Origin of the sequence: Arthrobacter sp. AK01 (assembly GCF_021109375.1) — a bacterium.
GTDB lineage: Bacteria > Actinomycetota > Actinomycetes > Actinomycetales > Micrococcaceae > Arthrobacter.
Genome location: NZ_JAJOHP010000049.1, coordinates 1 through 15003, shown reverse-complemented (window position 1 = coordinate 15003; position 15003 = coordinate 1). Strand labels below are relative to the sequence as shown.

12 protein-coding genes are annotated in these 15003 nt (G+C 54.8%); 6 read left to right on the top strand and 6 right to left on the bottom strand.

Going from position 1 to position 15003, the window contains the following annotated elements; genetic code table 11:
- The first annotated feature begins 390 nt into the window (after positions 1–390).
- A complete protein-coding gene (locus LN996_RS16490; protein WP_231341494.1) occupies positions 391–1014 on the top strand; it encodes an ATP-binding cassette domain-containing protein in 624 nt (207 codons plus the stop codon).
- The gene (locus LN996_RS16485) at positions 1011–1952 is read left to right on the top strand and encodes a hypothetical protein (RefSeq protein WP_231341493.1); all 942 of its coding nucleotides are present in this window, start codon (positions 1011–1013) and stop codon (positions 1950–1952) included. The genes LN996_RS16490 and LN996_RS16485 overlap by 4 nt, the downstream gene beginning before the upstream one ends.
- A gap of 73 nt (positions 1953–2025) precedes the next feature.
- Here the strand turns inward: LN996_RS16485 and LN996_RS16480 are convergent, their stop codons facing one another.
- A complete protein-coding gene (locus tag LN996_RS16480; RefSeq protein ID WP_011773907.1) occupies positions 2026–2229 on the bottom strand; it encodes a cold-shock protein in 204 nt (67 codons plus the stop codon).
- Between the two features lie 352 nt (positions 2230–2581).
- On the opposite strand from LN996_RS16480, the gene LN996_RS16475 reads away from it, so the two are divergent.
- Both LN996_RS16475 and LN996_RS16470 read left to right on the top strand, forming a co-directional pair.
- The gene (locus tag LN996_RS16475; protein WP_231341492.1) at positions 2582–2851 is read left to right on the top strand and encodes a DUF1778 domain-containing protein; all 270 of its coding nucleotides are present in this window, start codon (positions 2582–2584) and stop codon (positions 2849–2851) included.
- Entirely contained in the window at positions 2848–3378 is a 531-nt protein-coding gene (locus LN996_RS16470) for a hypothetical protein (protein WP_231341491.1), read from the top strand. The genes LN996_RS16475 and LN996_RS16470 overlap by 4 nt, the downstream gene beginning before the upstream one ends.
- Before the next feature lie 77 nt (positions 3379–3455).
- Here the strand turns inward: LN996_RS16470 and LN996_RS16465 are convergent, their stop codons facing one another.
- On the bottom strand, positions 3456–3662 hold the full coding sequence (locus LN996_RS16465; RefSeq protein WP_231341490.1) for a hypothetical protein: 207 nt from the start codon (positions 3660–3662) through the stop codon (positions 3456–3458).
- Between the two features lie 174 nt (positions 3663–3836).
- On the opposite strand from LN996_RS16465, the gene LN996_RS16460 reads away from it, so the two are divergent.
- Positions 3837–5081, top strand: coding sequence for an NAD(P)/FAD-dependent oxidoreductase (locus tag LN996_RS16460; protein ID WP_231341489.1), 1245 nt, complete (start codon positions 3837–3839; stop codon positions 5079–5081).
- 5 nt (positions 5082–5086) lie between these two features.
- Here LN996_RS16460 and LN996_RS16455 read toward each other — a convergent pair whose 3' ends face one another.
- Positions 5087–5716: a dihydrofolate reductase family protein gene (locus LN996_RS16455; protein ID WP_231341488.1), complete on the bottom strand. Its 630-nt coding sequence runs from the start codon at positions 5714–5716 to the stop codon at positions 5087–5089.
- 802 nt (positions 5717–6518) lie between these two features.
- Here LN996_RS16455 and dcm point away from each other — a divergent pair.
- Positions 6519–7763, top strand: a complete 1245-nt coding sequence (gene dcm / locus LN996_RS16450; protein ID WP_269215779.1) for a DNA (cytosine-5-)-methyltransferase — start codon at positions 6519–6521, stop codon at positions 7761–7763.
- Positions 7764–7814: 51 nt separating this feature from the next.
- Here dcm and LN996_RS16445 read toward each other — a convergent pair whose 3' ends face one another.
- From LN996_RS16445 to LN996_RS16435, 3 genes are all read right to left on the bottom strand, one after another.
- A complete protein-coding gene (locus LN996_RS16445) occupies positions 7815–8768 on the bottom strand; it encodes an MvaI/BcnI family restriction endonuclease (protein WP_231341487.1) in 954 nt (317 codons plus the stop codon).
- A gap of 1028 nt (positions 8769–9796) precedes the next feature.
- A complete protein-coding gene (locus LN996_RS16440) occupies positions 9797–11359 on the bottom strand; it encodes an HNH endonuclease signature motif containing protein (protein ID WP_231341486.1) in 1563 nt (520 codons plus the stop codon).
- Positions 11360–11946: 587 nt separating this feature from the next.
- Positions 11947–14367 (bottom strand): hypothetical protein, encoded by a 2421-nt coding sequence (locus tag LN996_RS16435; RefSeq protein ID WP_231341485.1) that lies wholly within the window; start codon positions 14365–14367, stop codon positions 11947–11949.
- Positions 14368–15003 lie beyond the last annotated feature (636 nt).

The window sequence follows — 15003 nt, the reverse complement described above, 5'->3', positions numbered from 1 at the left end:
AGGCCGATTTGGGGCCATCTAGGTGGTGATTTGAGCAAAACTAGGTGCTGGCGGGGACCGTCTAGGTGGTGGGGCTGGTCGGAAATCAGGTGATACATAGGATGCTCCCTCAGCTCTGCAGGTGGATTACCTTCCACGCTACGGAGGTCTGGGCGAGAGTTACACGGGTGTAATTCACTATGTGGATATGTATTCGAGTTATATTTTAGTCCCTAGTACACATCTTCGACTCCGGGACTCTGAGCGCTTGTGTTCGAAAGGGGCCGTTGCCACCAACGCATTTGACAAGGGGCTGCTCCCAGGTCGAGAGTGTTGCTCAATCACCGGAGCCATCAGCGCGAACGGTGATTCTCGGGCATTTTCATTGTGGGGGGGGACAAATGAGGATCAATGCTGCGCATCACGAACCTATCCAAGAGCTACGGCCTCAAAAGGGTCATCAATAACGGCAACCTCACCATTCCTTCAACAGGGTTACACCTCATCCGTGGTGAGAACGGAAGCGGCAAGACCACCCTGCTCAAGTGCCTCGCAGGACTGGTCAGGTTCAAGGGTGAGGCCAGCTGGTACAAAAGCGACCTTCGAGACTACGTATCTGCAGCCTTCGACGACTCGGCCGTCCATGAGCGCCTGACTGGACTGCAGAATCTCAGTGCCCTCCTGGATATCCCACCCCGCCTGGTCACCGCCCATCCCATCATCCGGACATTTCTCACCCGGGAACTGCTGAGTCGGAGGTCATCCTCATACTCCCTGGGGCAGCGAAAGAAGCTCACGCTGGCGGCGGCGTTCGCAAGTGGCCGGCCATGCATCCTGCTCGACGAGCCAGGCTCAGGCCTGGATGATCACGGGAGGCGTGCGCTGCGCCTCGCGTTGGAGTCGATTGAGGCCAGCAAGTGCGTCATCGTTTCTGATCATGACGCCGCGTCCTATCAGGACATTGCCTCTACGACATTCACCATCCGGAGGGGAAAAGTCCGTCCAGACAGGGAAGCCATGGTGTCACTTCGATGAGCAAGTATCTGCGTTCCCTGAGAACAGAACTGCGATATCAGTTCTGGAGCAAAGCACTGCTCCTCCCCATCGGCGGTCTGCTGGCGTCGTTGGTAATCCCCTTTACTGGGAGCATCAGCAATGTCAGCTCAGCCCTGACGCGGCTTCAAACCACAGAGTCGCACGCACTGGCCAACGGCATCTCTTTGGCCGCGGCCATGGAACAGCCCAACAACGTCCTCATCCAAGGCGGTCAACGGATCATCGACAACCCCCTCCGTTTTGACTACGAGGCCGCCTTCTTCGCCAGCCGCGCCATGGAGGGCACTAATGCCATCGGCACTGGGCTGGAGATGGTCACCTTCCTGGTCATCCCCCTGCTCTTCTTCATCTACGGATGCGCAACAGCAGTAGGCGATGTCCGCCGTCGGATCCTGAAGGATCGAATTGTCGCTCAAGGCGCTGCACAGTACGTTGCCGCGAAGGTGACAACAATCGTGTTGGTTGCGGTGGCGGCGGTTGTGCTCGCCGCCGGGCTGAGCTTGGGAGCGGCGCCGGTCCTGAGGTCCCTGTTCCTGGAGAACGACAGCCACAACTTTGTCTATGCCGTGGACGACATCGGGGCAGGCAACCCCGTTGCCCAAATTGCATTCGCTTCCGCTGTGGCCGTCCTGTTTGGCCTAGTGGGGCTCTTTGTTGGGCTCGTTGCCAGGACCATGCTGATACCTTGCTTGGCTGCGGGAGCGTTGCTCCTGCTGCTGCCGTTCGCCGGCCCCTACGATCCCCGTAACATCCTTACAGCCGCGGCGGAAGGCATCTTCAGCTACTGGGGCGGATTTAACCCACGTACGCCTTTTCCAGTGTGGACTGAGCTCGGGGTCTTGCTGTTGGTTGTCGGCCTGGCCTTGGTGGCTCTCGCCGCGACGGCGGTGTGGTCTCGGATGTCGAAGTTCGTCTAGCCCAGCGCCAATGGGAGGGCAAACAAAAGCAGGGCCGGTCAATGACCGGCCCTGCTTCTTTGTTATCCGAAGACTAGATAGCCTGGATGTTTACTGCCTGGGGACCCTTGGGGCCCTGCTCGACGTCGAAGGAAACCTTCTGGTTCTCTTCGAGGGAGCGGTAGCCCGAGGAGTTGATCGCAGAGTAGTGAGCGAAAACGTCCTGGCTGCCATCTTCAGGAGAGATGAAGCCGAAGCCCTTTTCGGAGTTGAACCATTTCACGGTACCTGTAGCCATTTTTTCAGTCCTTACTGAAGGTGGAGATGCTCCCGACTTTCGGGTCTCCGGTGTGGGGTGTTCTCCACCGTTACTTCAGAAGGTCACGATCCAGAGGGACCGTGGGGACTGCCTGAACTACCAAATGCCAAACACAACAACACCGTCAAGTCTACAGAGTTCTGAGCAGATAGCTAGTGCTGGGAAATATTTATCCATCCGGTGTTGATCGAGGGACTCAAAAAGCGTCGGGGATCGGATGCGGCTGGAGCAGGAACTGGTTCGGTGGAAGTGGGCGTTGGAACAATGGGGAGCATGAGGCCATACCCGATGCCGTACAAATACCGTACACTCGAGTGAGGAGGTAGAGACCATGTCGATGACCAAGACCCGACGACTGGAACTACGCACCGACGAGACCACAGACCAGTTGATCTCGGAGGCGGCGGAGTTACTGCACGTTTCCAAGACGGCGTTTGTCACTGACGCTGCCAGGCAGGCGGCCGAACGAGTGGTTGCACGCGCGGACACCACCCTCATGGCCCCGGAGATTTTCGACGCCATGATGGCTTCTCTCGACGTGGCCGACGAGTCGTCCGAACTGGAGACGCTGTCCAAGCTTCCACGGCTTATTCGTCGATGACGCAACCCCGTTATTCAATAGTGAAGTTGGCCCCCGGGATGGATCTGGGGGCCTTCGACTGTGGCGAGGAGAGCTACAACTTGTGGCTCACTGAGCACGCCGCGAAATCAGTGGAGTCTGGTGCCAGCATGGTCTACCTCTTCATTGAGAGCCAGATACCCACCGAGCAAAAGGTTGTTGGATACTTTGCCATTTGCCCGACACTGGTGGTCCGGGACGATATGCCCAAGCCCCTTCAGCGGAATCTGCCGCGGAGCACGCCCGCCTGGCTACTGGCAAAGCTTGCCCTTGACCGCTCTCTTCGCGGGGATTCTGAAAAACGATGGGGCTGGCAACTCCTCAGAGTTGCATTGGAAACGATCGTTGAGGCCGCTTCAGTGGGAGGCGGACAGGTCATTGTGGTCGACGCTGACAATCCCGGACTGATTGGCTGGTACTCACGCCACGGCTTCAAATCCACAGGCGGAGACGATCTCCGTCTGTATATGAAGGTTGCGACGGCGCGAAAGTATCTTCTGGATAGCTAAGGCACACTGACAGTCGGCCGATTCCATGCTCCACACAGCGAGCAGTGCATCCGCCGCTTACGCCTTCAGGTAGGTTTTTAGCGCTGCTGCGGCTCGTCACCGTTGGTCGCGCCATTGAGCCTGTCTTTAATCACCCAACTGGCAATTGACGGAGCAGCCGTCGCTATAAGGCACGCCGTCGCCCAGAAGTTGTCCAATAGGCCGCTGACGAGCAGAAACAGGCTAACCGCGATCACCACCCACGTTGTGATGTCGAGAAGCCGAATCACGCTGGTAGTAGACATGTGCGAATCATCCCCCTAGATACGTTCCGAAAGCCTATGTCTTTTGAACGCGCGCGGCATCCTGCGACCTCGCATCCGGAGGACGTTCCAGCGGCAGCCGCTCCAGGTGCTCAGCCAGTAGAAATCCGTCTTCGTCCATCCCCTTACAGGCCTCCGAAGCGTACAGTTCACCCCATGGGACCGACCCCGGATACGGTCATCATCGGCGCAGGCCAAGCCGGCCTCACGACGAGCTACTGGCTCACGCAATTTGGCGTCGAGCATCAGATCCTGGAACGACGCGACTCACTCGGCGGCGCGTTCCAGGACCGCTGGGACAGCTTCTACATGAACACACCGAACCTTGCGCTGGACCTCCCCGGAATGCCGTACGACGGCGACGACCGGAACGCGTTCATCTCGCGCGACGCTGTGGTGAACCTTTTCAGGCGCTATGCGGAGCTGATCGCCGCTCCGGTCCACACGGGCGTCGACGTCACTCGTCTATCCGCGACACCAGGCGGCGGGTTCCAGCTTGAGACATCTCTCGGGAACCTGCGGGCCAAGAACGTGGTCCTCGCGACCGGTGCGTACCAAGTCCCCAAGATCCCTGCCTCGGCCGCCATGTTTCCAGCCGGCGTGACGCAACTCCATACCCACGACTACCGCAATCCAGAGCAGCTGCCACACGGCGCCGTGCTCATCGTCGGAACCGGCCAGTCGGGTGGGCAGATCGCTGAGGAGCTTCACGCCGCGGGCCGCGAAGTCCACCTCTCCGTCTCCATCGTCCCCGAAGCGCCCCGCCGATACCGCGGCCAGGACCTCATCTACTGGATGCTCGAAACCGGCAAACACGGTCCCGACTACGGAGTCAATGCCCTCACCACCGAGGCGCTCCCCTCCCCTGCCCTACGCTTCGCGCCTAACCCGCTGCTCTCAGGCACCGACGGCGGCCACAGCATCCACCTCCGCGAACTGGGCCGTCGAGGCATGCACCTGCACGGCCATCTTGAAACAGTCGACGACGGCGACATCACCTTCAGCGACGACCTCGCCGAACGCCTGGCAACAGTCGAGTCGGCCTTCGCGCAACGCTCGGGAAAGGCGATCGATGCCTACATTGCGGCGGCCGGGATCGGCGCGCCTGAGCAGTCACCCTTGCCAGCCGACGACTGGCTCCCGTCACAGCAGGCACAGCTGAACATGACCGACGCCAACATCACGTCCGTCCTGTGGGCCACAGGCTACAAGCTCGACTTCCGCTTCGCCGACATGCCTCTGGTCGATGAATGGGGCTACCCTCGGCACTCGCGAGGCGTCACGGAGATCCCCGGCCTCTACGTCGTAGGACTCCCATGGCTTACTCGGCATTACTCCGCAATAGTCGGTGGCGTTGGGCTGGACGCGGAGTACGTGGCGGGGCGGGTTGCCGTGGCGTGACAGCTTTACTGGCTTTCCGTCTGGTCGATCTCCGCCATGTTTCCCACCGCGGGAGCCCCCTCCACCAGTGTGTAGCGTTGCATCACCGCACCGTTCGGTGAAGCAACCACGGGCTCGATAAGCCTGAGGTTCGTCGGCACCACTCCGTCCGCGAACACCTTCTTCCCGCGGCCGAGGAGGATCGGATAGACCCACAGGTTGAGTTGGTCGAAAAGGCGCTCAGAGAAAAGAGTTTGGACGAGGTCGAGGCTGCCGATGACGTGGATGTTCTGGTGCTTCTGGCGGAGTTCCCTCAAGGACGCCACGGTGTCAGGGCCGAGCCAAGTGGATCCTTCCCACTCAAGCTGTTGCGACTGACGCGAGGCCACGTACTTCGGAAGTCGGTTGAACAGCTCAGCGATTTTGCCATCTTGGTGAGGCCAGTACGAGGCGAAGATGTCATACGTCCGCCGCCCCAGTAGCAGTGCGTCCATTCCCACCATTCCGGAATCGATCTGATCGCCAACAACCTCGTCGATAAGCGGCGCCTGCAAGCCGCCGAACGCGAAGTCGTTAGCAGGGTCCTCTTCCGGCCCGCCGGGCGCCTGCGCGACTCCGTCGAGCGTCGTGAACAGGTCAATGTGAATCAGTCCCATGTCGGGATCCTTCCCTGCTGCCCGTCGTCACCCCGGCGACAGGATCAAGTTGAGGGTTCCACGAGTGTACTCGGGAAGCATTGGTTACCAGATCTTCTTCTGGTCCAGCTGAAGTGCCGGGCGGCGGAACCCACGGTCAAGTAGGTGAGCCAGACCACGCCAGCCGCAGCCCACGCGAGGCCGACACCGATCGGCAGTTTGCTAAGACTCGTCCACAACCACCGAGTGAGCACAAAGACAGTGTCTGGCAGCAGCAGGTTTGCGAATCACTCCTTTAGTACTTGATCACAACGAGGTTGGCCACGGAGAAGCCACCAGCGCGCCGAAGCTGATCAGCGCCGAGACTGTCAGGAGCCAAAGACGAAGGCCAGCAGAGATACGGCAGAGGTCAACACGGGCGCATGGAACCGGGCGTGAAGTCTGCTGTAGGCAACACGGAACACTCCATTTCGACCATCGAGTGGATGATGCACGACAGATGCCTGCGAGGTAAGCGCAGAGTAGGGCTGCCAGCCATATACGCAGCGGGGAAGAACGCGACCAATGAGCCCGCGAGTGCCATGGAGCCTCCTTATCGCATGGCCATTCTTGACTTCCGCAAGGGCCAGCACCTTGAACGCATCAGAACCCGCGCCGCCGGTGGATGCAGATGCGGCCCGGCGAACTGCGTGGGCAATAGTGCCCGGTTGTCGTACCCTCGTGCAACAGTGAGTCCAAGGACACTAAGAAGCTCCGGCGCGGCAGTTGGCCCAAGGGAATAATGTAGGACACAATGTCGGGTAAATGACCCAGTTAGGATTTCATGGAACACACGATTGACCTTCTCGCATCAGCGCGAGCTAGGTACACGCAGCGTCAGCTTGCCGAACAACTGAACGTAACTCCGCGAACAGTAGCCCGGTGGGAAAGTGGCGAGACACCCTGCCCGACCATGCTGGGGTCTGCGTTGCGGGAGCTTTTAGGAATATCCTCGCAGCCGACAGCGAACGACTTTACGTTTATTGACTTATTTGCTGGTATAGGGGGAATCCGCCAAGGATTTGAGAAGAACGGCGGTAGGTGCGTATTCACGAGCGAATGGAACGACTGGGCGAAGAAGACGTATCTGGCGAATTTTCCCGACGAGCAGGATGTAAGCCACACCTTCGTGGGTGACATTCAGATACACCCTGCCGAGGAAGTTCCCGATCACGACGTCTTGCTAGGTGGTTTCCCGTGCCAGCCATTTTCCATTGCTGGAGTGAGCAAGAAGAATGCTCTTGGACGGGCTCATGGTTTCGAGGACGTCACGCAGGGGACGCTGTTTTTTGATGTCGCCCGAATCATAGACGAAAAGCGGCCAGCTGCTTTCATGCTTGAAAACGTAAAAAACCTGAAGTCACACGATAAAGGCAAGACCTTCTCCGTAATTATGGCCACTCTTGAGGAGGAGCTCGGCTACCAGGTTCACCACAGAGTCATCAACGGGAAGCATTTCACGCCCCAACACCGCGAACGCATCATAATCGTTGGCTTCCGCCAACCAACAGATTTCACTTGGGACGACCTGGAACTTCCATTGCATGGCCCAAAACTCGGATCTATTCTGCATAAAACAGATGGCACCGAGCCATTCCTAGAATGGGATGGAGACCGGTTCTTTGATCATGCAAACAGTGAGGTGTTACCAAAGTATACCCTGACACCAAAATTGTGGTCCTACCTCCAAAGCTATGCCGAAAAGCACAAAGCAGCCGGAAACGGCTTTGGATTTGGCTTGGCCCACGCCGAGGGAACCACCCGCACCCTATCGGCCCGCTACTACAAGGACGGCTCGGAGATACTGGTGTCGCAAAGCGGCCTTCGTCCCCGGCGGCTGACGCCTAGAGAATGTGCACGCCTCATGGGCTTTAGCGATGACTACCGCATCCCCGTAAGTGATACACAGGCCTACAAGCAGTTCGGGAACAGCGTGGTCATGCCAGTGATGAATGAAGTAGCCCGCATCATGGCGCCCCACGTAGCGAAAATCAAAAGCGCAGAACTGGAAATCGCCAAGACGGCGTAAGTTTCCGTGGGCGGGCAGAAGTGCCCGCCCACACATTCCGCAACTACCACATCAGGATATAAGAACGTCAATTTCATTAAAATCGTTGTAGAGAGACGAAAGCAACCTAGTCGCAATGCGGAACTGACTGCGGGCTTTCGGTGTCCAGCGACCGTTTCCCTGCAGTTCGGATTTGATGCCAGGGTCGTACACGATAGAACCGCGCGACAATGCTTCGAGGAACAAACCGAAACGCGTGCCTTCAGCCAAGAAGACACGGTTACTGTACCTGTAAAGCCGTGGAATGGCGTCACTCACGCTTTGGGATGGAACATATGCAGCGAACGCGTGTTTTCCCTGCCAATGTTGGAGGAGTTTCGCGAACGACCACCCGCTGACGAGGTTGCCCCTACCATCCACAAGTCCAACATATCCATCGGCAGTCATCGCTTTATAACGGGGACTGTAACCATTAAGGATAAGTTCGAGTCCAGTTTTCGGGTGTGGCGCACCGCTCACCATATGGCGACCGGTGAAGTCATAACGAACCTGGGTCTTTCCCATCACGCCGTGCGTGCGAACGAACCAGTCGACTCCTTTCGATGCATAGCCTCCCAGATCCGGCTCCGGCGTAAACAGGGTGATATTGCCAACGTTAGGTCGATCAAATGACGTGACAGCATGCTGTTTTACCTCCCATTCCCCGAAATCCGGTGCGGCAGCTCCATTCAATGGGATGCCAAGATGGGCCTCCAGCGTGTGTCCACCACACCGCGGTCCACGGCAAGGCCGAAGAATACCGGATGCAGGAAGCTCGCAGGCCTCCAACCATCCCATTGAGTGAATTCGTGCCAACTCGTGAATAAGGTTCATTCTTGAATTCGTTGGAATTTCCTCACGCACCGGAATGGTAACGACCTGCCCAAGGTCGCCCTTGAATCGGCTAAAGGCCTGCGCTGCTTGCGAAGAGCCCGACACAACCATGCCGAATATCGTCTCTTCATTTGAGTTGACGCCGAAGATCAATACTCGTCCTGCCTCTTGGCCACGGCTCGTGGGAGACATCAGAATGCTAGGTGCATCACGACAACCACGCAGAAATCCAGACAATCGGACCTCGGGATACTGAGGATAAAAGACGAGCTGGGCAGCGGGAGCAAGGCAGGACCCGAACGGCCCAATCCACGTCCATGGAATCGGTGCGTGGTAGATGGGGGCCCCAGCTGACGCCTTGGTAGAAGACCCACTGCTGGGCTGAATGGTCCCCATCGGAAGCGAGGCGAGCTCGGACAGATCACTCGCCAAATAGACTTGATTCTTCGAGTTGTGGTTACGTCGCAAGAACTTGACCTGCACGGACTCCACACCATGATCTCTAAATAGCAGCCGCACCGACTCCTCGGTAATATCATCCTGCCAAATTGGTATTCCCATGTGCAATACTCTACAACTAGGATCGCAATCCGTGCACGGTACTTGAGCCATCGCAGCTGTTTATCTAGTAGGACTACATGCTGAAAAAGAATCCCCTGAAATGGCCAGCTAAGGGACGGCCAGCCAGGCTCATCTACGACGTTCTCCACGCCTCAGAGAGCAAGAATCGCTGACGATTAGGTCAGGACGGCACCCTTGCACAGAGATAGCTCTTAGGCCCTAGCGAGCTAGCTAATCTTGGTAGTCGAAGTGGATTAGACGCTACATATGCTTCCTTTTGTTTAATCGAAAGGGAAGATGACTCAATCCATGGACCACGCCAAGAAGGAACAATGGCGACACGAAGCTCGGTCCACGATCCGCTAGGCGCGGATCGATCATTGAGCCAACAGGAAACCTGAGGAGTTTCGGTACACCGCCAGCAACCTGTTGTTTCCTACCAATATCTTCGGTTGAGGAGAGTTGTCGTGAAGATCGTGCAGGACTGTGCAGGACTAAGATGTAGCAAACAAGACTCCGCGAAAACCTCGGCTGGCCTTACCCATGGAAGTTGTCTTCCCACGGATCCACAACTTCAACTCCGAGCTCTCGATGGGGACGACTACACATCTTGACACCTCCTACTCAGCCACATCGCCAGCCCAGTTTCTGATAAAGGCAGGTGAAGAGTTTCCAATTAGAAGATATGGAAGGTCAAGAGAAACCCCTTCAAAAGCCCTCTGTGCATTCTGATTCTTGTCCCACGACAACTTCAAGCTTTTCATAGATTCAACCGAATACTCAGCATTCCATGCTGGGTGCGCGACGAGCCGATCTATTCCTTGTGTTATGCGAGTCCACTGATCATCAGTGAGATCATCAGCTAGAACAAATTTCTCATTGCTTCCCTTCATAGCCACATTACCCCAGAGATCTTTGAGCAACTTAGCGCAATAGGCAATGGAAGCTTGATAGCTAATGCGTTTGGCACGTTCAGTTTCAACCTCGCTCATTTGTCCATCACCTTGCGGCTCGAATGCGGCATCAGTCAAGTGATTGAGTAGGCGAACTATATTTGATGCTTCCGAGTCACGAATCGAAGAAAGCGCCTCACCTTTCTCGGATAGTGGCTCGGTAAAAATAAGCCTCTCAAGCACCTTACTTCGAATTACTGTCTCAGTTAACTCAACACCCCCACCACGTAATCCCTTTGCGTACTGTGGAAGCCGAAGATCTGGGTTACCAAGGAGTCGTTGAACTAACGCGGCCCTAAAGGCCTGCTTGGCCCGGACTCTGTCATCAGCCGGTAGCCAGCTAATGAAGCCAGCCTCTGAGGCTTCATGTTCGCCTACTGATAGTTCATACTTCGCAAGCTTATCTTCCCATTCTTCGGAAAGTTTACTAGCCAACTCAAAAGGTGATAGAGGCAGTTTTTTGATCTTAGCTTGTATCGAATTGACTAGTTCAATCGCTGCCTCCGGAGAAAGGTTGAGATAAATCTTTGCAACGATCCGTTGCCTATCCTTCAACCAATTGGCTACGGTCTTGTGCTGGCCGTCAAACATCAGGAGTCGACGGAGCCCATCGCTCTGTGGTTCGGAAAGCCGCGTACTAGGTGGTTCGTGCAACGGGTTTCTCCGTAAATCGCTAAATATCGCACCAACATGTTCACGCTTAAGAATTCTTGGTTGACAATCCTCATCATTGTAAAGAGAACTTCGCGGCACATCCACATACACAAACATAAATTCGCCAGCATCATTGCACTCTCGCATTATTGCAACGGACCGATGGCTACCATCGGGGAATTCAAATTCGGCCGTTTCATCTAGAATTTGAACTTGGCTAGGCTTGGGTACTATCTGGAAGAAGTCCAGGACTCCGTCATACTTTATTCTCCCTGATGTTTTTGAAATGAACCGTGAAAATTTTATATAGGGACGAATATAGCGAGATCCTGCGGCCTTCTTCATACGATTGCACGTTATGTGCGCCAAGTTCAGGTTCTCCACGTTAGTGGGACCGCCGTCTGCTTCAGCAGCATCATGGTCTGCTTCGTAGTCTTCCGAGGCTTTACTAATCGTATCCTCGCAGAGGAAACACACCCCACCAGTCTGCTGCCACAGAAGTGCTTCCAGCTTGTCCTTGTCCCTTTCGATCTCTTCGAGCTTTGAGAGAATACGATTTGAAACTCTAAAAGTCATTTCTATCCTTTGAACTTCATGATTGACCTGAGGCCCCTGTGGCAGGAGGCTACCATGCTGCGTAGTCAGCCGACTTCACGACGCATCGCACTCGCGAGACTCCGCTAGGTCCGTTGCCGTCTCACAGCTGTTGGGACCCAGCGTTCCAGCTCAGCGCCTATCCTTTGCCTGATGAGCAACAGGCCATTCGAGTAGATACAAGGCCCATACTCCTTAGTTGGCTCTCGTTCTTCCGCCCAGGGTCTGACGTACGTTTGATAACACATCGATAGAAGCCGAGGAGCTAAGCAGAAAATTCGCCCATGCCACGAATTATTCGGCACACTCGTACACCGACGGCACTCACATCTCAGAAAGTGCCAACTCACTCACTTCGCTCCACCTGATGGGGCGGAGATCTTGTGCACCAGCTCCCTTGTCGGTAAACCAATTCCCAGCCTCAGGAGCCACAGAAGTAGGCCAGCAAAGCCCACCAGCAGTCAAAAAATGGCCTCCTCCTCGAGAAATATTAGAGGTCGCCGTGACCTAATTACGATATTTACGCCGGAAAAACCTTTAGTAAATCATTCTTTATCTCGCCGTCTGATCTAGCTTGACTCATTACGCACGGCCTGTGCCTCCAGTTCACTATCGGCACTACCGATACGTTCCCCCTTTTGTCGTCTTTGTGGGAACCTTGCCCACAAAGTCGAGAAGGAGGACTTAGAAGTTGGTATGGCTCGCAGCATGTCATTCGGTTCCGCAAATTGCGCACTCGACACAATATATTGGGGTGTCGAAAGATTGGGCAATCTTAGGAGCCCATGAGAAGTAGGACGCGCAAGTGCAATCTCTTTGCCCCTACGATTTGAGAGAAAGACGGTCCTTCTACCCCATCGATCATTCTCGACTTTGTCAGGATAGAAAAGATCTCGAACTATTCCCAATAGTTCGACTTTTTGTATTGCAGAGGCGACCAGATCCAGTGTCTTCATTAATGCATCTAGATCCGCAGCCGAGCGCCTAAAATGGAGTTGATCATTTCGAGCTGACGCAATTTCGCTTTGTACGAGCAAAGCACTTATCTCATTTAGACCATTGACAAGTCGGTCTTGGGCACTAGGGACCAAGTCCAGAAACGGGATTGTATGAGTGAATGGGAAACGTTGCAGTTCCGTATTTTTATGAAAATTTGGGTACTGACTTGAATTACGAAGTAGTTTTGATGACTCACCGAGCGAGGAGCTTAGTAGTCCTGCAAGACATTCAAAACCTCTAACCAGCGGGTAGAGTGTTAAGTCCTCACCGAAGCGGATCCTATCCTCGGATTTCTTTGTGCGACCGATGTCAAACTCCTCAAGCCTAGCGAACGCAGCCACGCGATCACGCTCAAAGTCATACTGAAATGGATGTTGGCTGACCACGTGGTCATTGAGTAAGACCCAGGTAGCGAAGGACAAGGTATCGGTGAGAAATTCCTCTAGCTTAACAAAGTAGCTGACAGCAACTGAACGGACAAGTTCATAGTCGACCAGAGTACTTACATTTGCCGTTTGAGCGGCTTGCCGAAGTCGTTCATGGCCGGTCCAGTACTCGATTCGCAGTGAATCAGTAATATCAACATCGAAACCGAGCTTCCAAAGGATGCGATCCACCAGAGTGTCGTCGTCCTCCGCACCTGTTATTTCCAGATGCAGTTCCTCACCAGCCTTGCTTACATGAGACCGCCTAGACAAGACTAATCGAGATAAGACTTCATGCGGACTAGCAGTTCTTAGGAACTCATCCAGCCTCGCCTCAAGAGAGACACCGGGGATCGACCGAAGTTGCCATTTGAGTTCATCCTCAGCATCGGAATCCGAGCCGGGGTAAAGATGCTCTACCAGCCTTCGTAACCGCATGGCAGCGACATCATCCCTAGCTCTCAATCGAACACCCAACGCGGATGCTTCGAGTCGAATTCTAAAGATTCCCTGTCTAATATCCCGTCGTAGTACAGGCGTCCGCACCTCACCAGCTGGAATTTCAATAGTTCGGCGGAAAATCAGTGTATCTATGGCCCTGGCAATAACTTTGTCATCGCATAAAAGACACAACTGCAAACACTCGGCGGCCGAAAGAACTGACGTTATTTCGATGGCACGGCCGCGATAGCCAAATTTTGCTATGTACTCTCGCAGAGTCCCACCAGTATGATCTAGAAGCCATGAAAGGATGTTTCGAATCTCAACGACATCGAAGCCATCGCCAAGAAGCGCGAATGTTGTGGACAGCTCAAAGTCATCGAAGATCTTATCATCGTAGTTTGAAATTGTTGCAATGAATTTTGACCACTCAGACGGTGTGTCAGATTCTAGCTCGTGATAACGATGCACTCTGTGACGAAGCGAATTGATTGGTGCGGTGCCGTCGGTATCAAGTCGAGTGTCGTGCACGGATGTACACGACACGTCGTGACAGTGTTGGAGAGGAACCCTCATTGTGGGCGAAAAGTTTCGGCGCGCTTCAGATCTATGAAGACCGAAAGGTCCGCTAACCCAGTACCCGGATTGGAACACACCAATTGGTTGACCATCGAGTAGTTTGGCAGTATCAGAGATGCCTAGGAATCGGCGTCGTTCTGGAAAGAGATCTGCTGCCTTCTCATATAGATCGGGTCCATGGACATGCGGGAGCAGAATTTCTCTGTCGACGAGCTGATTCGATATGGCTTTTGCTAATGCATCTACACTCATCTTCTCTGGATCGATCAGGATTTCAACATGCGCCAAATGAAGCAGGCACATCAGCCTAGCTTCTTTGGTTGGGACCTTCTCACCTCCTTGAGCTTTCCCTAGCTCAAGCACCATGCGGCTTCCAGCGGCCGACGGGACAATTGCATTGTTCAGTTCGTCACTAATTTTATAGTCGGAGCGGATAACGCAACCGTCTAGGAAATCAGTAAGATCAATGATCTCAAGGAGATTCTTCCGCCATTCGGGGTTCTTATATTTATCCAGAAGCTCATGCTCAGAATACGGCTTCTTCACTTACATCCTTTACGGTGTGTTCACGGGCTTTGGCACAGCATACCCAAAGGGCAGCTTTCTAGCCATGAACTGGGATCTCGACAATTGATCCAACTGGCTCAGCTGCGCAGAACCACACCGTGAGAAAGCTGGCTTCGCCAAATTGGGCTTGCCTGTAGAAGAACCTAGACCGCGCCGCTTCAACCTTGGATGCAAGGGTCCTGCAATCTCTGCCACGTAGCCGGCCGTGTGTGCTTGAATCCGGTTCATACAGCGTAATAGAGCATGCCTACGCTGGAGATGCTTCCAAGAACCCTAACTCGAAAGAAGAGTCCTTGCGACAATAGCTCTCATATACGAGCGGACTCTCCTGCGACAGCGTCACAGCCGCGACCTCAAACGATGATAGAACGTCGACCTTTGAAGCGAAGACCCGGGACGCTGAATCAATTTGCTCCAACGTCGACCGAACTGCGACCTGAGCTTGGGTGTGTCCTCGTCCGTAGTACTAAGGCCTTAGCCAATGATGCCCGCTACCAACCCGCTGGGCCCGTTCGGCAGTGACAACTTCACACTTCAATACATCTGTGCTGGCCCCGGAGTGGCCAGACTCGTCGGCAAGCTCCCGCCCTTCAGCCATCGTGGCTGTCTCGAATA